Here is a 19,818-nt window from a genome sequence, read left to right on the forward strand (position 1 = left end):
AGTTTCCTGTGCCTTTTTTATTTTAGATCGTTCGCTTTCCAGGTGCACCTTCTCTGCGATCTATATCCGCGAAATTCATCTGCGTATAAATTCTTTTAATCGTCATTAAGTGCTCTTCTTCGGCGGCTAAGGCGCCTTCAAATTTTTCAGCCATAGCATCCAAATTGGCTCGCCTAGCCATCTCTATCAAAAGTTCCCATCCCGCATTGTCGGTCATTTCTGCAACCAACAACGCCTGAAGCGTTTGTGGTACGGAGGTTCTAGGATCGGCGGCCACTTGCAACAACCCCATGGAAGCCACCGCATTTGCATCCGCGCACGGAGTAACGGCAGTGGGATCCGCTCCGATTTGTTCGATGGCCCCTTTCACGATCTCGAAATGCTCAAGCTCTTCCTGATGGATACGCATAAGGTCAGGCAAAAATTCCGTCACTGCACAAGCCTGGCACTTCGTAATAACCGCCTCATAAAGCCGTGCGCCCGTGCGCTCAAAAGCCAAACGCTCTCCTAATTTATCGATCAAGGCTTCAGGTCTTTTACCTTGCAAGAGCTCAGCTCCCGTGGAGGCCATGCCTTTCAAAGTTCCTGGAGGTGGAACGGTGCCGATATTGTCAGACTCTTGAATATACTCTGTGCGCACTTGCACCAACTCACTTTGCGAAAAATCCGTCATGGGTGTCGTCGGTGTTTTTTCCGCATTCTGCATCATGCGTTTACTATCTAAAGGGGACATTTGAATTCCCGTACGATTGCTTCCAATATGAACATGCTCTTTCATTTTTGACTCCTACTGAGGATAAATGGAATTACGAACTTGTTGATTGTTCAGCTCACCACCCGGTTGCCAGATATAACCCTGCGTGATGATTTCCGTCGGAGAGCCCTCTGAATTCAAAGTATCGCGATAGCGTTTGGATTTTTCAGACTCTTGAGATTTCTCGACATAGTTTGGTCCGTCCGTGCGCAGATCCACTTCCGCTCGTAAAGTGTCCATTACAAACTGTCGCTGACTTTTATAAGAAATTGGTGTTGGTAAAGTTTCAGGAAGAATCTCTGCCGGATCTCTGTTTTCATATTTTTTAAAGAGTTCCATCACGTGATTTAAATGACCTAATTCGTAATCCAAAAAACGTTCCCAAATTTCTTTTAAGCGAGGATCATCTTCGGTTTGCACGCAGCTATAGTAATTATAAACTTCATTGGCTTCGTGCATGAGCCACTTTTCCATCCACGTCTCTTCGGGATCGATCAAAGACTCATAGTGAGTGACGTGTTGTTCTTCGATCGAGGCAATCTCCGCATAAAGAAGTCGAGCCACCGGATCGGTGAACAGAGGGCCAATATTCATATAATAGTTGTGGGTTTGCTGCTCTCCCGAAACCAAAGTTAAAGCATTCAGCTTCGTGATCGGCGAAGCATTGTTTTTATCGTAAGGGGTCCGCAAATCATCATGCGGATGACGATGCTGAATAATCGTCGGGCGGCCGGGATGAACATCGGTGTAACTTTGCAGAATGTTGTTAGAGTCTTTGCCCTCTAAACGATCCAACAAAGCCGAGTACCGATACATATGATCGAAGTCTTCTAAAAGGCCGAAGCGAAAACTTTGCGCAATATAAGGATCAGGCTCTACTTGCGCTAACGCGGCCGTAACTTCAATAGCGACTTGTTCATAGGCGATCGTTGTCTCCAAAGGGGAATGATCCGCAGGAATCAACCAATTGATCATGGTGTGCTGGTGCTGCTCTACCCGACGAAGCATGGCCAGATCTTTTTGCAAATCCTGATTCATGCGTGCACAAGAGTGAGAAAAGCGCATGGCTTCTTCTTCAATCCCGTTCATAAGAATCACGCGCACTCGTGTGAATGCATCACAGTCCAATTTACTAATGGGTTTGCGAACAAGGTCTTTCCAGGTAAACCCTTGTTTTGCCAACGGTCTGCCTTTTGTCTTAAGTAGGTCCAAGCTCATGTTATGCCCTTTCCAAAAATAATATTCGTTAGGGCACGGTGAACTTCCTCCACCAAGCTTTCAATTCATTTTCATTTGAACTGCTTCTAATCACGAGAAGCAAAAGAGAGAACACAAACGACATGTGTAGAGAGACAATGACAAAAAAACAAAGGGGAAGCGCATAGCACTCCCCCTTATATCCCCTCGAGATAAATCTATTTTAAAGTACGCGCGAAGAACTAACCGCGAGCGTAACGCTTATTCATGGATTCGCGAATTTCAGCACCTTCGATGCTCAAGCGAGTCCAAGGAATCGCGCGCAAGCGTTCTGGTTCGATTTCTTCTTCGGTTTCTTCACAGTAACCGAATGAACCGCCCTCGATACGCGCCAAAGCGCTTTCGATTTCCATCAATTGGGAACGAAGTCTTTCGTGCATGCTCAAGAATTCTTGTTCAGCAAGTACGCGGACAGTTTGGTCGCCCTCATCGCCGCCTTTTTCTTCGTTCTGGTCCAAGTTCAAACGAGCTTCTTTAACCCTGTTCAGGATGTCTTGCTTCGTTTGCAAAAGCTTTTGTCTACATTCTAAGACTAGCTTTTCAGAGATAGCCATATTGCCCCCCTGTTCCTTCCAGCTTAAGTGCCAATTTGGAACTGACCTATTAAGTTCTACCCTTGTAAATTTTGCAACTAAAAAATCTTACATTAACTTAAAATTAAACAAATCCATGAAAATCTTAATGAATATTTAAATGTAGCCATGGATGCGCCGATCCGAAGTCCTCAAAAATCGTGTTCCCACGTCAGGATCTTACAATTTCAATCCTGTTTTTGATTAGAGCCATCAGCATTCGCAGCGCGTTATAGTTTAGTGCAAACCTCCTAAAAAGAAAACTCGCAGCCCGCAAACAGGCTCTAAAGTCTCATGTTAGGACACACGGGAAGTGATTTTAGGTGAATGGAGAAAACAAAAAAGAAAGGCGACCTTCCTCAGATCGCCTTTCAAAATAAAGACTCTCTCCCCCGAGAGAATATCTTTAAGCCGTTATTTCAAACAAGAAGCTACACGCGCCAGAAGATCCCCGGTCGCGGCGTTCAACTTAACAGCCATTTTTTTACCCTGTACTCCGCGAGTGCGGAAGGCCTGAGCGGACTCATCCATTTGTGCAGTAACGGCATTCACTGAGGACCCCTTTGCCGATGCAACAACGGAAGAATACTCTTCCATGGATGATGCGAATGTTTCGTGATTGTTAACCAGACTGAGCATGATCTGCTGTTGCGCCGTCTGAAGGGCTTTAAGTTCTTCCTTAAGCTGCGCACAGTTCGAAGCGGCAAATGAACCAGAAGTGAAAAGAATCACAGTGAAGAATGTAGCGATGGTTTTCATGTCGTTGCCTTTCGGTCAGTTGTGATCTGCAACTAAAGCAACGAGTCTGCCACCTAAAAAGCCGTTTAATTCGCTCTCAGGTGACATTTTTGGCTAGGACTTGAGAAATTTTTCAAACTCGTCCTTTGTTTCGCCAGAAGTGTAAGGCAAAAGAAGGCGAGCCACGTGACGGCGACCGCGATCGATACTGCGTTTTCCCGGCTGCTTTTCCGCAGATTCGAAGAACTGCAAGAATGTCGTCGCCATGGCTAATAAGGATTCCGCAATATACTGCATTTCAGACAATTGCTCGATCTTCGCCATTTTGCCATCCTTCACCCATTGGCGGTAAAGGATCACCATCAGCTTCATCATTTTTTGGATATGGTTTCTCCACATTTTTGCCAACTGCTGGTCTTTGCGACGAAGGGCATACATCTCGCGGTGGAAGAAGCGATAGCGCCAGTAAAGCTCGAAATTTTCATTGATGAATTCCAAAGGACTTACTTTTTTCGTGCGACGAGGACGCCAAACATCATAGGTTTCCTTCGCCATGCGCTTAAAAAGTTCAACGAGAATTTCCTCTTTATTGTCATAGTGGAAATACAGATTTCCGGGACTGATTTCCATCGCTTTTGCGATGTGATTTGTCGTGATCGCCACGACGCCGCTGCGGTTGAAGAGTTCGATGGAAGTAAGGAGGATGCGTTCTTTGGTCTTCATGTCTCTAAGTCTTTAGTCCAAGTCTGCTTGAGAGTCACGTAAGAACAGCCTTGAAATAGGCTCCGGATGAGGCTTTCCCGTGTCTTCTTCTGAGATTGGCCTTGTAACCAATTAAAAGTTGATGCTACGATTAAATAATGCGCGCAAAAAACAAATATAAGTTGTTAAAACTATTCGCCTTTTCTGGAGCAAGCCTCTTCGCTTTGTATTCTCTTATGGGCTTCACGTCTTCAGAAAGCCAAGAAGCCCCCGCTCTTAAAAAGATTCAAACTCAACTGGAACAACGAACTCACATCGCCAAAGTGGTGGGAGAAAAAATTCGCTCCAATCAATTCCCTGAAAAGTTAGATATCAACTGGGATGGCGAAGGCCAATCAGTAAAACTGGCTTACACGATTGATGAGGGTTTGCAGAAAGAGGCGGATCGTCTTTTGAAGTCTTACAAACCAGACTACGGCGCGATCTTTATGATCGACGCTATGACAGGCGAAGTTCTAGCAATGTCGAGCTTTCAGCGCGACAACCCTTCGGCTCCCAACCTTAATTTGCAAGCGACATTTCCTGCAGCCTCTGTTTTCAAAGTCGTAACGGCGACGGCCGCCGTTGATAAAGCAGGCGTAAATCCTGAACATAAAATCCGTTACAATGGCGGAGCTTACACGCTTTATAAAAAGAATGTTCTTTCTGACAAAGTGACTCGTTGGACGAATGTAATTTCGTTGAAGGATGCCTTCGCGCGCTCTATCAACACAGCCTTCGGCCGCTTGAGTATCGAAAATCTTCACCCTGAAGATTTGAACGAATACGCCAACCGCTATATGTTCAATCAAGAAATTCCTGCCGACTTCCCCGTCGATATGGGTGTGGCTTATGTTCCACCAGGCAAAGGCTTTGAGCTTGCGGAAGTGGCTTCAGGTTACAATAAAACAAACCGCATGAGCCCTGTTCAAGGCGCCATGATCGCAGCCGCAGTGGCTAATGGCGGTCAAGTTGTTGTTCCTTATCTTTTTAATTCTATCGAAGATGAAAAAGGCAGTGCCCTTTACCAAGGTTCGACTTTGACTAACGGAACCATCATGACGAAAGAGTCTGCTGCGAAAGTACGTCAGTTGATGGAACAAACAGTTGTTGCAGGGACGTCTCGCCGTTCATTCCGTCCCATTGTTAGAGACCGCAAATTCCGTGAAATTGAGATGGGCGGTAAAACAGGTCACTTAACTGGCGACAATCCTCGTGGCCGCGTGGATTGGTTCGTGGGTTACGCTCTGGATGACGAAAGAAAAATCGCCGTAGCGGCAATTACTGTGAACAAAAAATTCTGGACAGTGAAATCGGCGCATTTGGGACAAAGCATGTTCCGCAAATACTTCGGCCCGATCGTGTCGAATCAAAAAGGCCGTGTGATCTCTTCCGCAAAATAAGGTACCAGGTTCTTTTAAAGAAAAAATAAAAAGGCACCCTCGAGGTGCCTTTTTTTATTCTTCTTTCTTCTTTTCTTCGTGAGTGATTTTAATCGGAGTGACATCAAGTACATTCGCTTCATTCACCTCGCGCTCGTTTTGAGGAGCTGAGCCGTCGGTTCTGCGAAAACCCTGACCATCGTTTCTGAATTCATAATAACGAAAATCCATTCCTGCGTTTCCGAAACCAAAAGGCCCTTTCGAAAACCCTCCAGCAAAGCCACTCATGCCTTTAGCGACTTGTTTTGCCATGTAGAGTTTAAATCTCCACACAGCTAAGTGGCGAAGCCCGGGCAAGAACAAAATCAAACCAAGAACGCGAGTGAAAAAAGAGGGCACTAGGAATAACAATCCGGAAAGAAAGATCGCACCCGAATGCAGAATCTTAGAAGCCGGCAGCTGTCCGCGCATCACCGTTGTCTGCAAAGTCATCAAGGCCATGCGACCGACTGTTGAAACAATGAAAAGCCCCAGCAAACATGGAAGAAGATAAAGGCCCAAAGTATTTAAGAAGCCCCAGTGACGAACTCCAACAAAGAAGATCACGATTTCTGCAATCACTAAGGGAAAAGGAATAAAGAACATCATGACTCCTTAGAAAAAGACACCTGGTACCTTTTCCACACAAAGGGAAGCAGGTACCTAAAGGTCCAAAGTGGCTACGACCGGACAGTGGTCAGAGCCTTGAACTTGGTCGAGAATATCTGCTGAAGCCAGATATTTCTCAAGGCCTTTTGAGATGCAGATATAGTCAATCCGCCAGCCTTTGTTAGAAACGCGGCCAAAAGTGCGCATATCCCACCATGAGTAACGCTTTGCTTCGCTTGGTTTGAAATAACGGAAAGTGTCGATGAAGCCCAACTCTAAGAATGAGTCAAACCACGCTCTTTCTTCAGGCAAAAATCCACTGACTTTCGAAAGGCGAACCGGATCGTGCACGTCGATATTGTCATGAGCGACGTTGTAATCACCAACGACAACGACTTGTCGTCCCGTTTTCATTTTCTCTTTCAGATGGATATTGAGATCCTTCAAGAATTTTTGTTTAAAACCGTGGCGTTCTTCACCAGAACCACCATTTGGAAAATAAATATTGTAAAGATCAAACGCTCCATGATCCGACATGACGATGCGACCTTCCGCTTCGTACTCGGGAATACTGTCGAAATGAAACTGCACCGCTTGCGGATCTTGGTGCACAAAGGTTGCCACGCCGGAATACCCTTTTTTCGTCGCTGAAGACCAAAAAGAATATTCCCATCCTAATTTTCTTGTTTCGATTTCCACCTGATCAATGTGAGCTTTCGTTTCTTGCACGCAAAAAATATCCGGCTTTTCTGCATTCACAAAATCCATCAGGCCTTTCTTATAGCAGGCTCTAATTCCATTCACATTCCAAGAGACGATTTTCACAGTTTCTCCTTGAGTTTCCGCCCTAGAGGGAGCAACTATAAATAGCAGATGCAAGGAGACAGTGTCTATGCCAATGATTAACCAACCCGCACCCCACTTCACCGCGCAAGCCGTATTTGATTCTGGCGAAGTGAAAGATATTTCTTTGAACGATTACAAGGGAAAATGGGTCATTCTTTTCTTCTATCCTTTGGACTTCACATTTGTTTGTCCAACGGAATTAACTCAATTCCGTGAGCATCTTCGCGAGTTTGACGCTGCGGGCGCCGTTGTTATGGGTTGCAGCGTGGACTCTGTTCACTCTCATAAGCGTTGGTTGCGCGATGACTTAGGAAATTTGGGTTATCCTCTTCTTGCGGACCTAACTAAACGCATTGCACGTGATTATGGTGTGCTATTTGAAGATCGCGGTATTGCCACACGCGGAACTTTCATCATCGATCCAGACCAAAAGATTCAATACATGAGCATTCACAATACTTCTGTCGGTCGTGACGCTAAAGAAATCCTGCGCGTCCTACAAGGTTGCCAATCCGGTGAGCTTTGCCAAGCTGGTTGGAAAAAAGGTGACATGCACATTTCCCCATTGAAGTAATATGAGCTTGAAATCAGATTTTATTCAGCAGTTAAAAGCATCTTATCCGGCGCTTCAACAGAAGCAGCTGGAGGATATTGTGTCTGAGAATCTGATTTCCCCTTTTGCTGTCGAGTTGCCACCTTCGGTATTGAAGCAGGCCCAAGATATTGTCGCCGCTCTTTTTTCTTTGCGTGAAAGCAAATCCTACCTTGGTCACTATAAAAAGCTGATCGAAGAAAAAGGTCTGAAAGACCCTGGAAATAAATCCATCATGATGAGCTATGATTTTCACTTAGATGAAAATCAGAACTTAAAATTGATTGAAGTGAATACCAATGCGGCCTTTCAGATTTTGGGATACGAGATGTATCGTATGAAAGGGCATCCTCTTCCGGTCGCTGATTTTTCTCCGCTGGAGATGGGCGCCAACATTCGTGAAGAGCTTGCGTTACAAGGAAAATCGCCTTCGCAAAATCTTAAGATCGCGATCATTGATGAAGCGCCTTCCGAACAGCGCTTGTATGTTGAGTTCTTGGTTTACAATGAACTTTATAAATCTCTTGGTTGGGATTCGCGCATCATGGATTACCGTGAGCTCTTCCAAGACTTTCATCCCGAATTTATTTACAATCGATACACAGACTTCTTTTTAACGGCACCAACCAGCCAAGCATTGCGCGAAAAATTTCTGAATCGTGAGGTCTGCCTTTCTCCAAATCCTTATGAGTATCTGCTTTTGGCAGATAAGCAGCGCATGATTGATTGGATGCAGCCGAACTTTCTTGAGAATCTGGGCGTGGATTCGGAACAGGCCGCTTTGATCCGTCAGACCGTGCCGTTTTCTTATGATTTAAAACCGGAATTGTCTGAACAGATTTGGGCGGAAAGAAAGAAATTATTCTTTAAACCAAAGAACGCCTTTGGCTCAAAGCTCTCTTACAAGGGTTCATCGATCAGCAACAAGGCCTTTCAAGATATTCTTGACCAAGACATGATCGCACAAGAGTTTGTGCCGGCTCCGGAAATGACTTTTGAAACTCCTGATGGTCCTCAGAAGTTTAAATTTGATTTACGCTGTTATGCTTATCAAGGCCGCTTGCAACTTGTGCTTGCCCGCATCTATCAGGGACAAGTCACGAACTTGCGCACACCTTATGGTGGCTTTGCGACAGTGTTATTTAAGTGATTTCACTGCATCATAGCGGATCGAAAGATACTGAGTTGTCTCTCCATCTTTTTTAACTAACAACAATTCGTACTCATTATGGGCACGTTGATAGATTTTGTACTGCGCTCCTGCACTTTGAATCCAGGCCTCAAGCTGTTCTTTCTGCGGAAACGACGGGCTTTTTAAATTCCAAAAAGAAAACTTGGACCCATCGGTCATCATCTGAAACTGCCACAGACTTTGGCCTACTTTCGGTTTCTTGTAGGTATCAATAAGTGTCGGAGCAAATAAAGCAAAGCGACGACGCTCCTCTGCTTTTGAATTCCCGCAAAGAACAGAGGGCTCTGACGATTGCCCCTTTAAGAAAGACTGATAGCCATAAAGCTTGGTTTCTTGTCCTTGGCCTTCTACATAAAACTCGGCGTCTCGTGCGACCAACAAGGTTTCTGGAAGACGCGCAAGAGTTCCCACAAAGTCAGCGCGCATTTCATTTAAGAACTCAGGACGCTCTTCGCAGGCCGGTGCTGCGAAGAATTGCGGTTGCAGCAAGCGACCCACATCTGCGTTTTTCACCGCGAAGGAGCTTGTCGAAAGAAGCACTAGTAGCAGAAAGCCAGATGTTTTCAAGAGGTCCCCTTTTTATGTCTAGTCCAGTATTCGGCAGAAAGTTTTTAAGGCTTAATATTAAAGTGCAGTCGTGTTCTGCCGATATAAAGAGTGTCTCATTTTTCTACAAGGAGTGTGGAAGTAACATGACGATGAAATTAAGCGGCGCTCGAAAACAGAAGGAATCGACAAACTTTTATTCATCTTTCGACCAACTCAATGGCGTGCATCCTTGGATGGAGTCCGTTGAAGATGGTTACGTTGCTTACCGCGTTCGCGAACTTCGCACCGGCAAAGTTGCTTACTTCAACTTTATATTAGCAAAAGAAATGGGCCTGATTTCTCCAGATCATCCTCTGCAGATGACAGAAGATTTGGAAAATAAACTGATCGAAACTTTCTCGATTCAAATCATCAACGAATACGACGAACTCACCCAGCGCCGCATTGATCCTGAAACCGTTCGCCCTCATCGCCACATGGCCACTCGCTACCTTCAACTTCAGCACGCTAACAAACAAGGTAAAACTTCTGGTGACGGTCGCGGCATCTGGAACGGCACGGTTTATCATCGTGGGACAACGTGGGATGTCTCTAGCCGTGGCACCGGCGTTACTTGCCTAGCTCCTGGAGCTGTCGAAGCAGCGAAGCCCTTAAAAACAGGTGGCACAGAGTTCGGCTATGGCTGCGGTTTAGCGGAAATCGATGAGCTTCTTGGAGCTTCGATCCTTGCCGAAGTTATGCATCTTCAAGGTCTTCGCACCGAACGCGTTCTTTGCGTGATTGATCTTGGAAAAGGCTATGGCATCGGTGTCAGAGCCGCGCAAAATCTGATTCGCCCTGCGCATCTGTTCCTTTATTTGAAGCAAGAGAAATACGAAACACTGAAATCCGCCACTGACTATTTAATTGAACGCCAAGTTTCTAACAAAGCCTGGAATATTCCTACAAAAGGTCCCAATAAATACGACGCTCTTTTAAGCTGCGTATCTAAAGCCTTCGGAGAGTTCACCGCGCAAATGGATATCGACTATGTCTTTGCCTGGTTAGATTGGGACGGAGACAATGTTCTTGCCGACGCTGGAATCATCGACTACGGAAGCGTTCGTCAGTTTGGCATTCGTCACGACAAATATCGCTATGATGACGTCGAAAGATTTTCAACAAATCTGAATGAACAAAAACAAAAAGCCCGCCTGATTGTGCAAGTGTTTGCCCAGATGGTGGACTATTTGAAGACGAAAAAGAAAAGACCTTTGCGTGACTTCGCTCGTCACCCTGAAGTTTTAAAATTTAATAAAACTTTCGATCAAAAGCGTGCAGAGCGTATTTTGTACCGCATGGGCTTTAACGAAACACAAAGAAACAATATATTTGCGCAGAAAAATCTTTTCGAAAAATTCGATAAAGAATTCACGTTCTTTGAGCGCGCTAAGATCAGTGGCTCGACCGAAAAGGTCGCTGACGGAGTCAACCATCCAGCTCTGTTCAACATGCGTGCGATTTTAAAAGAGTATCCAAAATTCCTTCAAGAAAGCCCTGTGCCGTTTGAGAAACGTTGGATGACGGACGGAAACTTCTTTAAGATTATTCTTTCTAGTTTTGCTAAAGCTCGCGATGCGCGCATGGGTGAAAAACAACAGCGCCACATTGAAAAATTCCAGATGGCTTACCGCGCTTTAGTTGTCGCCGCCGCTGGAAAACAAAAGCCCGAAACAATTATCAAAGGCATCAGTGAACGCGCAGAGAAACTAAACTCTGACAAACGCATCACTGGAAACGCCTTGATTGAAATGGTGGAAGAGATCATCACGGAAAAGAAAAAAGGTCTGCCGATGGATCAAATCCAAAAGATCGTCGATCGTCTGGTTTTTGAAAACAACGGTTTGCCAGAAGTGAACACCAGCCGTTTCTATAAAGATCTACAAAGCACACCAGCCGTGAAAATGGATCTTTACGCAAAACTCTTAAGCCTCGTCGAAGAAAACGCCGAGTCTATCTAGAATTCTTTTTTAAAGACACGCCCTCAACGACAAGTTCATCGGTGAGGGCTTCAATCAAAGTCCCCGCCCGAGGCAAAGGCAATAACTCCCCTTCGCCAATGATATAGTCTTCGATAGATCCTTCCATAGTCACCCAAGCCTTCCCCGCTAGGACCTTGTACGCATCTGGTACAAAAGCCTTCGCTGGATTCCATAGCTCGCCTTTTTGAATCTTAATCTGATAAACCATATAAGCCATTATACTGAATATCATTAGATAAAGATCGCAAATAGGTGCTATCCTTAAACAAACGAATGGCATTCAGCCAGACCCCAGGGGGACCCATGACTCTAGATGATGTCGACAGAAAAATATTAAGTTTATTGAAAGAGGACGCCCGACTTCAGTACGCCGAAATAGGCAAAAAAGTAAACCTCTCCGCCCCCGCCGTCCACGCCCGAGTCAAGAAAATGGAAACCAACGGCATCATTAAAAGATACACCATCGACATGGAGCCAGAACCCTTAGGAGCCAGCCTCTGCGCCTTCGTAAGAATCGCAAAAAGCAAAGGCACGTCTGCCTCCATCGCCCACCACTTCAAAAAAATAAAACAAATAGAAGAATGCCACGGCGTCGCCGGCGAAGATTGCATCTACATAAAACTAAGAACCCAATCCACCAACGAACTCTCAAAACTCATAGACGAAATCAGAAGCATAGAAGGCGTAGACCGAACGATCACAGTAGTAGTCCTAGAAACCCACTTCGAAAGAGGCCTCCAAGCCTAGCCTTTAGCAATCTCAAGAAAACGCCGAACACGTAAATAAGTGTGTTTACGCATCGGACACCTCCTGTTGTTAAACGGACAGGAGATCCACCAAAAGCGAATCTGGCGAAAGCAAAGATTCGCTTTTGCATTTCTAACTCCAAAAAAAATCTCCCCCCAAAAAAGCCCACGGCAACAAAAACAAAACTTCCGCAGTTCTCCCCTCAGAAGTTAACGAAGATTTGCTTTTCGAAGAAGTCTTAGAGTGCTTACCCGAAGAAGGGCCTTAGCCGGCGCCACGATGGCGCGAACCGAGGCAAAGCCTCGGCGGCGACCGAGCCTGGAAGGCGTGCCCGCCGAAGCGGTAAACACTCTAAGACTTCTTCGAAAAGCAAATCCCCCGTCTGAAACGACGAGGGAAGAAAAAGGAAACCCACACGCGGGGATTTCCAGAAGGACACGTGTGGGTTTTGAGGGGCTTTGATATCGAAACAATTAGTTCGCGTAAGCGTAGATCAAAGTACCATTTTTCAACATATTAATAACTTTAGTTTTCAGTGAGCTCGCAACCGCAGGGCAACCCCAGCTACGACCTTGAATCACTGATTTTTCTTTCACATAGCTTGCACCATGGATAACAACTGCACGACCGCGCGCATTCGAGTTTGTCGAAGAAAGACCATCAAGTCTTAAAGACAAACCGTTGCTTCCGTTGTAAGTGCTGCCTGTAAGGTAGTAACCCAAAGAGCTCGCTTTAGAACCCGACTTGTTACTGAACTTCTCTGCATAACCGTCGTGGTTAGAATCAGAACCTTTACCGTGAGCTACGTGGATGCTCCATACTTTACCCGTTTTCATATCAATAATATGGAAGCGAGCTTTTGTGGATTTTGCACCGAAGTCGATCACAGTTACATAGTTCTTGTTTTTGATTTTTGATTTATTCGAATCGAAATAAATCAAAGCTTTTGCTAGAGCATCCGTATTGATAGCTCTATTTGGATCCACGTAATCGTACTCTTTTAAGATCGCAGATTTAGTACTTGTTGCTACCGCATTCTCTTCAACCATATTGGCTGCTTCTGGGTTTTCTGTCTGAGCCGTAGAGTCAAATACTTGCTCTTGGGTCGCGTCGTCTTGCAACGTCTCCGTGGAACTTAAGTCTTCACTGTTTCCTGCACAAGCAGCTAGTCCTAGGTAAGCAGTCAACACAAGTGAGCTTAGTAATGTTTTTTTCGTCATTCTTCCTCCGTGAAAAATTGGCGTTGTGTGTTTTGTGAGATCCTACATAAACGACCTTACAAAACGGCAATTATCGTTACGGAAAAAAGAAATTTAAGACGTTCATCCCAAAGAAATTTGAGAATGCATTTGATATAGCAAGTCCTAAGTTCGTGAACAAACTCAGGTTCGGGGTAAGCATTTAAAGGATATTCAGATTCGACAAAGAAAACGGCGAGGATTCTCGCCGTTTTAAAATTACTTTTTTAGTTCAGAAAGCTGTTCTCGCACCCATTTGCGAATAATGGGGTATTCTTCATCTTGAAGGGAATGATCTTTGTCCATTTCGACCCAATCGACTTTCAGTCCAGCGTCTTTTAATTTTTCAACGCCATACTTTGTTTCTTCTAAAGGAAGAATGTCGTCTTGATGGCCGTGAGTAAATAGCCAAGGCGTGTGTCGCGCTTCCATAGATAAATTCGAACGCCAGCGAGGATAGAAGTTGAAGTAACCACTGATGCCCACAACGCCGGCAAGCTTCTTAGGATAATTCAAACCCACGTCAGCACTGATCAAACAGCCTTGTGAAAATCCAAACAGGAAAATCTTTTTTGGATCCCAGCCTTGGTTTTCTAAATCGTTCAGAAGATCAAAAAGCTTCTCACGGATTTTTAAGACACCGTTGCTTTGAAAAGGAGGTTCTCCGTACCAGGTGTAACCATCCATAAAGCGACGGGGAGCATTTAGCAGAAGATAATTCATCTCGGGTATATTCAGCTCGTCATTAAAAGAATAAAAAGGACGAATGCTGTCCCCACGACCGTGTAAGACGATCATCAAAAATTCCGACTTCTTTTTCGCGGGGATAAACTTGTGCTTAAATAAATTCGTAGAAATCATAAACCTGCTCTAGCCACGGAACGAGAACAAAATAAAACTTGGCGCGCTTTCGTCAATTGAACATCATCACCAGAACCCAACTCTTCCATTTCCAAACAGTCTCCGGAAGAATACGCGATTGAAGAACGCACTTGTTTTTCAGGTGCAAACAATGGATTCATGAACTGGTCCGACTCTCTGGAAACAGAGATCTTTTCGAAGTCCACCGCAACGTCAGGCTCTAAACCCTTCATTTGCGGAGAACGTCCTGACGGAAGGTAGTAAAATCCTTTTGTCTCGAACAAAGCGATTTTCTTGTTCTGCGACCAGTACTCGCCCTCTTGGAATGAGCCTTTACCGAAAGTTTTTTCGCCGACAAGCACGGCGCGGTTTAAGTCACGCAAAGCACCAGCCACGATTTCGGCGGCGCTGGCAGATGAACCGTTGATAAGAATGGCCATCGGCAACGAGAACATTTTCTCTTCACCACCATAGTATTCTTCAGGCTTTTTAGTCGGATCTAAGTAACGAACTTCAAAAATCTTCTTTTCGCCACCGACGAAAAGGCTCGCAATACAGGCCGCTTCTTCCATTTGGCCGCCTGGATTATCACGGAGATCCAAAAGCATTCCACGAACATGGGACTTTTTAACGATTTCCAAAGACTCTTTCACTTTATCACAAGCGCCTTTTGCAAACTTGTTGATGCCCACAACGGCGATAGGCTTAATACCGTCAATCACGCGGGTGGAAACTGTCGCCACGGTGATTTCTGTGCGACGAAGACGGAACTTTTTCCGTTCGCCATCGCGCTCAACAACAACGGAAGTCACGTCGCCGACTTCACCTTTCAAAAGCTCAGACACACGCACTTGCATCAAGCCACGAACTTTTTTTCCATTTACAGAAACTAACAAATCCCCTTTTTCAACTCCGGCCAATTTTGCTGGACTGCCTTCGGTCACCTTACGAACTACATAACCCAAAGCGGATTGTCCAAGAGTGATTCCAAGCGAAGTCGAGCGGTTGTCCGCTTTAGAAACAACTTCTTTAAACTGAGAAACCGGCATCAAGTAGGTATGCGGATCACGGAAGACAGAAATGAAGCCGTTAAGACCCATTCCCACCATCCAGGATTTTTGATTTTCAGAAATATGTTTTTTCTCTAGCTCTTTCCAGGCATTAAAAAAAGAAACTTTCACCGCTTTGGCAGTGTCTTTAGAGAAAAATTCTCTCCAAGGAGCCAGCTGTTTCTTCTCGGAGCTCATGTCAGCGGACACATCATCAGCCGATACCAGCTTCCCCTCTTGGGTCAGAGATAAATTGAAGCGACCTGCGATAGTTAAGACCGCATTGGCACATGCCAAATAGTAACGCTCTGAACTGCTGCAGGTTTGATCTTGTAAAAGGTCTTCCAAGGCTTCTGGGCCGAGCCCCGTCTCAGCCCAGTAGTCTTCAACAGACTTCACCTTGGAAGTGTCGCGATGAGAAGTACGCGACAAGGAAAGACTGACCCCCACGGCCAATACTAACAATGATGCTATGAAAAAACGTGGTGAACTAAGCACTCATCGCCTCCCGACTAGTGACACTCTTGAGCAACGGCTGTGCCGCCTCAGATCGAATTGGTTCCATTCTGAGGCACTTTTTTGGTATTTTTTGCTGGGTTGAACAGGCCTCTAACAGGCCGCAAAACTGGCCCCTGTCCTTGAGAAAAAATCGGCTCTGTAATAGGGTGGAAAAACTATGATTATTGTAACTGGTGCAAACGGCTTTATTGGCAGCGTGATGGTGTGGGAACTCAACGAAAAAGGCTTTACGGATATCATCGCCGTAGACTCTGTGGGTTTGAACGAACGCAATCTTCTTAAAAAACGTCAAATCACGAAGTTTCTTCTTAAAGACGAACTTTGGCCGTTCCTAGAAACTGACGAAGCTAAGAAAAAAGTCACTTGGATCATTCACATGGGCGCGTGTTCTTCCACTACTGAAACCAACAAAGAGTTTCTTTGGGAAAACAACACTTACTACACACAAAGAATTTTTGAATGGTGCGCGGAACATGGAAAATCAATGATCTATGCTTCCAGCGCGGCGACTTACGGAGCCGGCGAATTGGGCTTTGACGATACGACAGACCCTGAAAAACTTCGTCCGCTCAATCTTTACGGCGAGTCGAAAGTTCTTTTTGATCGCTGGGCATTGAAGCAAACTAAAACTCCTCCTCACTGGTACGGACTGAAGTTCTTTAACGTCTTTGGGCCCAATGAATACCACAAAGAGGCGATGTCGAGTGTGGCTTTCAAGGCTTACAATCAGATTAAAGCTAACGGCAACTTAGGCCTGTTCAAATCCGCAGATCCTAAATACAAAGACGGCGAATTCATGCGCGACTTTGTCTACGTGAAAGACGTGACAGGATGGATGGCAGAGCTGATGGATAAAAAACCGAAGAACGGTGTTTATAACATGGGCTTTGGTAAACCTCGTACCTGGTTGGATTTAGCTGGCGCTGTATTTACAGCCATGAAAAAAGAAATGAAAATCAACTGGCTGGAAATGCCAGAAAATATTCGCGGGCAATATCAGTATTTCACTGAAGCAAAAACAGATAAATGGTTGGCTGCCGGTATGAGCCCAGCAAAATGGCCGCTTGAGAAAGCCGTTGCTGATTATGTGCAAAATTACCTGTCAAAAGACGATCCTTCGCTTTAAGGACTGAATATGGAGACAGACTTTTTACCGCCGCACTTAAGAAAATACGTCGTTGAACAACACTACGAAAAGTACACCCCCGTAGATCAAGCGGTTTGGAGATATATTCTTCGTCAGTTGAAGGCCTTTCTTTCAAAGCATGCGCATGAATGTTACGTTGAAGGTTTAGAAAAAACCGGCATCGACATCGAAAAAATTCCGCGCATCGAAGACGTCAGCGCAAAATTGCAAGAATTTGGCTGGAGAGCCCTTCCCGTCAGTGGGTTTATTCCACCGGCGGCGTTTATGGAGCTTCAATCTTTGGGCGTCCTTCCGATCGCTTCAGATATGCGCACTCTGGATCATCTGCTTTACACGCCGGCTCCTGATATCGTTCACGAAGCCGCGGGACATGCACCGATTTTGATTCACCCTGAATTTTCAGAATATCTTCGTCAGTATGCTCAGGTCGCAAAAAAGGCGATCATCAGCAAAGAAGATCTTGATCTGTATGAAGCCATTCGCGATCTTTCTGACATCAAAGAAAATCCGGCATCAACGCCAGAACAAATCAAGGCCGCAGAAACACATCTAGAGATCGTCAGCAAAAACATGTCGCATGTTTCAGAAGCTTCTGAACTATCACGCATGAATTGGTGGACGGCCGAGTATGGCTTAATTGGCACTTTGGACAATCCAAAAATTTTTGGTGCGGGCTTACTTTCAAGCGTCGGCGAATCGAAATGGTGCTTGAGCCAAAAAGTGAAGAAGATTCCGTTGACCGTTGATTGTATCAAACAAACTTACGATATCACGGAACCCCAGCCCCAACTTTTTGTGACACCGGACTTTAAAACACTCAGTAAAGTTTTAGACGACATGGCCGACCAAATGGCCTTCCGATTGGGTGGCCTTGCCGGATTGAAAAAGGCGATCGAAGCTCATTCGGTTAACACCGCAGAGCTCAATTCAGGCATCCAGATTTCTGGTCAGATCGTTGAAGCGATCACGGATAACAACGGTCAGCTGGCTTACTTACGCTTGAGCGGCCCGACACAGCTTTGCTACATGGACCAAGAACTTTCCGGTCACGACAAGAAATACCATGCGCATGGTTTTGGAACTCCTGTTGGCTTTTTGAAAGCTCATCCTAACAAGTGCCCTTCTACATTTACAGATGCGGAATGGGCCGAGCTTCAAGTGGAATCTGGAAAAACCGCGCGCCTAGAATTTACTTCGGGCGTAGTGGTTACTGGTGTCGTGCAATATCGCCTTATTAAAAATAGCAAAACCATCACTTTGACGCTGGAAAATGCGAAAGCCGAGCTCAATGGCCGCATCTTATTTGCACCTGAATGGGGCACTTACGACATGGCTATTGGCTCTTCAGTGACCTCGGTCTTTGGAGGCCCTGCGGATCGCGAAGCTTACGGCGAAACCGTCGACTTCATCGCGAAACGCGTTCCGGTTCCAAGTTATTCCGAACAAGAGCTTTCAAGACACCGCAACTATGGCGCCGTCAGAAAACTGCGTGAAGAAAAAGTGCAGGGCTCAAAATTGACTGAAGAATTATCGGAAATTTTACAATCTCACCGCAGTCTTTTTGCGGAGGATTGGCTTTTGTTATTAGAAGCTTTAGAAATTCTTCAAGCGCGCGATCCCCAATCTTCTTTGAAAAAGCAAATTGAAGAAGACTTGGCGAAGCTCGCGAAAAAGGATGAAAAAACCCAAGGTTTGATCCAAGACGGTCTGACTTTGGCAGGAGCTCTTTAATGAATTTGAAACGTCCCTTTGAAGTGCGCATTGTTCTAGTGCGCACCATCTATGAAAGAAACATCGGTTCCACGTCGCGCGCGATGAGCAATATGGGTTTTGATAAACTTGTACTAGTCGCACCTGCTTGTGAAATTACTTATGAAGCTCAGCAGGCGGCAGCCACCGGGCAAACGGGTCTGCAAAACAGAACGACTTATGCTTCTTGGGACGAGTTTTTTGCAAAAGAACCTGAAAGCATTAAAATCTGCTTCACGGCCCGCGACGGAAAAGGACGCCAAGTCCGTGATATCGACGAGGTCCTCACAGATATCGCGGATCATGCTCCTCAATTTCAGGTTCAAAGCGATGAACCTTACGTCATTCACTTGATCTTTGGCCCTGAAGACTGGGGTCTGGCCGCTGAAGACCTAGAACATGCAAACTTCTGTGCCTGCTTACCTACATTCGGAGAAAACTGGAGTCTGAACCTAGCCCAAGCCACTCTTTTAGGGATGTTCTCTTTAAGAAAAATGTGGGGCGGACAACGCACAAAACTTGATGGCGGAAAAAGCCGTCGCGCTCCTCAAGGAATTGAGGGCATCAATCCGGAAGAAACTTTGCACACATGGTTGCAAGAGATGGGTTTTGATTTAACTCGTCAGCGCAAAATCAACGTGTTCACGGTTCTTCGCCGTATGCTTTTACAAAACACGCCGACGAAGAAAGAACTTGTCGTGCTTGAAACCGTCCTGCAACAAAGCATTCGCAAGCTTCGTGAATGGAAAGAATATCAAAAAAGAGACGGCAAAGCCTAAGACGTTATCAAGTCGTCTTGAAGACGATCTTGCTGCTCACGAATAACACGAAGCTGTTGGTCTAACTTCGTCAAAGCTGTCGTCATACTTTGGCCCAAGTCGGTAAGTTCGTTAATTCTGGCAATGGTGTCAGAATCTTCGGCTCCCACTAAGCGAAGGCTTTCAAGTTTTGCGGAATTAAGATCAATTTCTTTGGAAACGGTTTCCATTTTTTGATTCAGCTTTTTACGGTCCTCGACCAAAGCTTTCGTCATTTCATGAATCTGTTCTGAAGTCAGAACTTCCAGTTTTCCAGTTTTAAAGGAATCGTCAGATGGAGTCTCTTCACCTTGGAAGGCTTCCCAGAAAAGAGACCATTCATTTTTGAGGGCTTTTACGATCGACCTACTACTGTCATCACCCATATATAATTAAATACTCCTGCGCTCGAAAGCGAC

Annotated in this window: 21 protein-coding genes; 8 read left to right on the forward strand and 13 right to left on the reverse strand. The window is 45.3% G+C overall.

What is annotated here, in order from left to right; all coding sequences use genetic code 11:
• Positions 1-22: 22 nt before the first annotated feature.
• The 5 genes from AZI87_RS04990 to AZI87_RS05010 all read right to left on the reverse strand — a co-directional run bounded on the left by AZI87_RS04990 (position 23) and on the right by AZI87_RS05010 (position 4,044).
• Positions 23-778: a ferritin-like domain-containing protein gene (locus AZI87_RS04990; protein WP_063205290.1), complete on the reverse strand. Its 756-nt coding sequence runs from the start codon at positions 776-778 to the stop codon at positions 23-25.
• Between the two features lie 9 nt (positions 779-787).
• On the reverse strand, positions 788-1,972 hold the full coding sequence (locus AZI87_RS04995) for a hypothetical protein (RefSeq protein WP_063205291.1): 1,185 nt from the start codon (positions 1,970-1,972) through the stop codon (positions 788-790).
• A 221-nt stretch (positions 1,973-2,193) separates the two neighbouring features.
• Complete coding sequence (locus AZI87_RS05000; RefSeq protein ID WP_063205292.1) at positions 2,194-2,565, reverse strand: TraR/DksA family transcriptional regulator; 372 nt, start codon at positions 2,563-2,565, stop codon at positions 2,194-2,196.
• Positions 2,566-2,997: 432 nt separating this feature from the next.
• Positions 2,998-3,342 (reverse strand): hypothetical protein, encoded by a 345-nt coding sequence (locus AZI87_RS05005; protein WP_063205293.1) that lies wholly within the window; start codon positions 3,340-3,342, stop codon positions 2,998-3,000.
• Between the two features lie 93 nt (positions 3,343-3,435).
• Positions 3,436-4,044, reverse strand: a complete 609-nt coding sequence (locus AZI87_RS05010; protein ID WP_063205294.1) for a TetR/AcrR family transcriptional regulator — start codon at positions 4,042-4,044, stop codon at positions 3,436-3,438.
• Positions 4,045-4,181: 137 nt separating this feature from the next.
• On the opposite strand from AZI87_RS05010, the gene AZI87_RS05015 reads away from it, so the two are divergent.
• Positions 4,182-5,465 (forward strand): penicillin-binding transpeptidase domain-containing protein, encoded by a 1,284-nt coding sequence (locus AZI87_RS05015; RefSeq protein ID WP_063205295.1) that lies wholly within the window; start codon positions 4,182-4,184, stop codon positions 5,463-5,465.
• A gap of 54 nt (positions 5,466-5,519) precedes the next feature.
• Here the strand turns inward: AZI87_RS05015 and AZI87_RS05020 are convergent, their stop codons facing one another.
• Positions 5,520-6,092: an FxsA family protein gene (locus AZI87_RS05020; protein WP_253696470.1), complete on the reverse strand. Its 573-nt coding sequence runs from the start codon at positions 6,090-6,092 to the stop codon at positions 5,520-5,522.
• Positions 6,093-6,146: 54 nt separating this feature from the next.
• The gene (locus AZI87_RS05025) at positions 6,147-6,917 is read right to left on the reverse strand and encodes an exodeoxyribonuclease III (RefSeq protein ID WP_253696472.1); all 771 of its coding nucleotides are present in this window, start codon (positions 6,915-6,917) and stop codon (positions 6,147-6,149) included.
• Positions 6,918-6,984: 67 nt separating this feature from the next.
• Between AZI87_RS05025 and AZI87_RS05030 the strand changes: the two genes are divergently transcribed.
• A complete protein-coding gene (locus tag AZI87_RS05030; protein WP_081110862.1) occupies positions 6,985-7,512 on the forward strand; it encodes a peroxiredoxin in 528 nt (175 codons plus the stop codon).
• A gap of 79 nt (positions 7,513-7,591) precedes the next feature.
• Complete coding sequence (locus AZI87_RS05035) at positions 7,592-8,680, forward strand: hypothetical protein (protein WP_253696475.1); 1,089 nt, start codon at positions 7,592-7,594, stop codon at positions 8,678-8,680.
• On the opposite strand, the gene AZI87_RS05040 is transcribed toward AZI87_RS05035, so the two are convergent.
• Complete coding sequence (locus tag AZI87_RS05040) at positions 8,669-9,289, reverse strand: hypothetical protein (protein ID WP_063205299.1); 621 nt, start codon at positions 9,287-9,289, stop codon at positions 8,669-8,671. The two genes, AZI87_RS05035 and AZI87_RS05040, sit on opposite strands and share 12 nt — an antisense overlap.
• Before the next feature lie 125 nt (positions 9,290-9,414).
• Between AZI87_RS05040 and AZI87_RS05045 the strand changes: the two genes are divergently transcribed.
• Entirely contained in the window at positions 9,415-11,271 is a 1,857-nt protein-coding gene (locus AZI87_RS05045) for a hypothetical protein (protein ID WP_063205300.1), read from the forward strand.
• On the opposite strand, the gene AZI87_RS05050 is transcribed toward AZI87_RS05045, so the two are convergent.
• Positions 11,264-11,509, reverse strand: coding sequence for a DUF2917 domain-containing protein (locus AZI87_RS05050; RefSeq protein WP_172795502.1), 246 nt, complete (start codon positions 11,507-11,509; stop codon positions 11,264-11,266). The two genes, AZI87_RS05045 and AZI87_RS05050, sit on opposite strands and share 8 nt — an antisense overlap.
• An 86-nt stretch (positions 11,510-11,595) precedes the next feature.
• On the opposite strand from AZI87_RS05050, the gene AZI87_RS05055 reads away from it, so the two are divergent.
• Positions 11,596-12,039 carry an Lrp/AsnC family transcriptional regulator gene (locus AZI87_RS05055; RefSeq protein ID WP_063205302.1) on the forward strand — a complete coding sequence of 148 codons (444 nt, stop codon included), beginning with the start codon at positions 11,596-11,598 and terminating at the stop codon, positions 12,037-12,039.
• Between the two features lie 473 nt (positions 12,040-12,512).
• On the opposite strand, the gene AZI87_RS05060 is transcribed toward AZI87_RS05055, so the two are convergent.
• From AZI87_RS05060 to AZI87_RS05070, 3 genes are all read right to left on the reverse strand, one after another.
• Positions 12,513-13,259, reverse strand: a complete 747-nt coding sequence (locus tag AZI87_RS05060) for a murein L,D-transpeptidase catalytic domain family protein (protein ID WP_063205303.1) — start codon at positions 13,257-13,259, stop codon at positions 12,513-12,515.
• Positions 13,260-13,496: 237 nt separating this feature from the next.
• Complete coding sequence (locus tag AZI87_RS05065) at positions 13,497-14,138, reverse strand: alpha/beta hydrolase (RefSeq protein ID WP_063205304.1); 642 nt, start codon at positions 14,136-14,138, stop codon at positions 13,497-13,499.
• Positions 14,135-15,685, reverse strand: a complete 1,551-nt coding sequence (locus tag AZI87_RS05070; RefSeq protein WP_253696477.1) for a S41 family peptidase — start codon at positions 15,683-15,685, stop codon at positions 14,135-14,137. The genes AZI87_RS05065 and AZI87_RS05070 overlap by 4 nt, the downstream gene beginning before the upstream one ends.
• Before the next feature lie 178 nt (positions 15,686-15,863).
• On the opposite strand from AZI87_RS05070, the gene rfaD reads away from it, so the two are divergent.
• Genes rfaD through AZI87_RS05085 form a run of 3 tightly spaced genes read left to right on the forward strand, consistent with a single transcriptional unit; the run spans position 15,864 to position 19,381 of the window.
• Positions 15,864-16,832: an ADP-glyceromanno-heptose 6-epimerase gene (rfaD, locus tag AZI87_RS05075; protein WP_063205305.1), complete on the forward strand. Its 969-nt coding sequence runs from the start codon at positions 15,864-15,866 to the stop codon at positions 16,830-16,832.
• A gap of 9 nt (positions 16,833-16,841) precedes the next feature.
• Positions 16,842-18,584, forward strand: coding sequence for an aromatic amino acid hydroxylase (locus AZI87_RS05080; protein ID WP_063205306.1), 1,743 nt, complete (start codon positions 16,842-16,844; stop codon positions 18,582-18,584).
• On the forward strand, positions 18,584-19,381 hold the full coding sequence (locus AZI87_RS05085) for an RNA methyltransferase (protein WP_253696479.1): 798 nt from the start codon (positions 18,584-18,586) through the stop codon (positions 19,379-19,381). The genes AZI87_RS05080 and AZI87_RS05085 overlap by 1 nt, the downstream gene beginning before the upstream one ends.
• On the opposite strand, the gene AZI87_RS05090 is transcribed toward AZI87_RS05085, so the two are convergent.
• Entirely contained in the window at positions 19,378-19,785 is a 408-nt protein-coding gene (locus AZI87_RS05090; protein ID WP_063205307.1) for a hypothetical protein, read from the reverse strand. The two genes, AZI87_RS05085 and AZI87_RS05090, sit on opposite strands and share 4 nt — an antisense overlap.
• Positions 19,786-19,818 lie beyond the last annotated feature (33 nt).

It is taken from the genome of Bdellovibrio bacteriovorus, assembly GCF_001592745.1.
Taxonomy (GTDB): Bacteria; Bdellovibrionota; Bdellovibrionia; order Bdellovibrionales; family Bdellovibrionaceae; genus Bdellovibrio; species Bdellovibrio bacteriovorus_B.

Bases quoted from the DNA above. Each gene is read 5' to 3' on its own strand.
- AZI87_RS05060 (WP_063205303.1), bottom strand. From the start codon at position 13,259: ATGACGAAAAAAACATTACTAAGCTCACTTGTGTTGACTGCTTACCTA.
- AZI87_RS05065 (WP_063205304.1), bottom strand. From the start codon at position 14,138: ATGATTTCTACGAATTTATTTAAGCACAAGTTTATCCCCGCGAAAAAG.
- AZI87_RS05055 (WP_063205302.1), top strand. From the start codon at position 11,596: ATGACTCTAGATGATGTCGACAGAAAAATATTAAGTTTATTGAAAGAG.
- AZI87_RS05005 (WP_063205293.1), bottom strand. From the start codon at position 3,342: ATGAAAACCATCGCTACATTCTTCACTGTGATTCTTTTCACTTCTGGT.
- AZI87_RS05015 (WP_063205295.1), top strand. From the start codon at position 4,182: ATGCGCGCAAAAAACAAATATAAGTTGTTAAAACTATTCGCCTTTTCT.
- AZI87_RS05050 (WP_172795502.1), bottom strand. From the start codon at position 11,509: ATGGCTTATATGGTTTATCAGATTAAGATTCAAAAAGGCGAGCTATGG.
- AZI87_RS05090 (WP_063205307.1), bottom strand. From the start codon at position 19,785: ATGGGTGATGACAGTAGTAGGTCGATCGTAAAAGCCCTCAAAAATGAA.
- AZI87_RS05020 (WP_253696470.1), bottom strand. From the start codon at position 6,092: ATGATGTTCTTTATTCCTTTTCCCTTAGTGATTGCAGAAATCGTGATC.
- AZI87_RS05030 (WP_081110862.1), top strand. From the start codon at position 6,985: ATGCCAATGATTAACCAACCCGCACCCCACTTCACCGCGCAAGCCGTA.
- AZI87_RS05080 (WP_063205306.1), top strand. From the start codon at position 16,842: ATGGAGACAGACTTTTTACCGCCGCACTTAAGAAAATACGTCGTTGAA.
- AZI87_RS05000 (WP_063205292.1), bottom strand. From the start codon at position 2,565: ATGGCTATCTCTGAAAAGCTAGTCTTAGAATGTAGACAAAAGCTTTTG.
- rfaD (WP_063205305.1), top strand. From the start codon at position 15,864: ATGATTATTGTAACTGGTGCAAACGGCTTTATTGGCAGCGTGATGGTG.
- AZI87_RS04990 (WP_063205290.1), bottom strand. From the start codon at position 778: ATGAAAGAGCATGTTCATATTGGAAGCAATCGTACGGGAATTCAAATG.
- AZI87_RS05085 (WP_253696479.1), top strand. From the start codon at position 18,584: ATGAATTTGAAACGTCCCTTTGAAGTGCGCATTGTTCTAGTGCGCACC.
- AZI87_RS04995 (WP_063205291.1), bottom strand. From the start codon at position 1,972: ATGAGCTTGGACCTACTTAAGACAAAAGGCAGACCGTTGGCAAAACAA.
- AZI87_RS05010 (WP_063205294.1), bottom strand. From the start codon at position 4,044: ATGAAGACCAAAGAACGCATCCTCCTTACTTCCATCGAACTCTTCAAC.
- AZI87_RS05045 (WP_063205300.1), top strand. From the start codon at position 9,415: ATGACGATGAAATTAAGCGGCGCTCGAAAACAGAAGGAATCGACAAAC.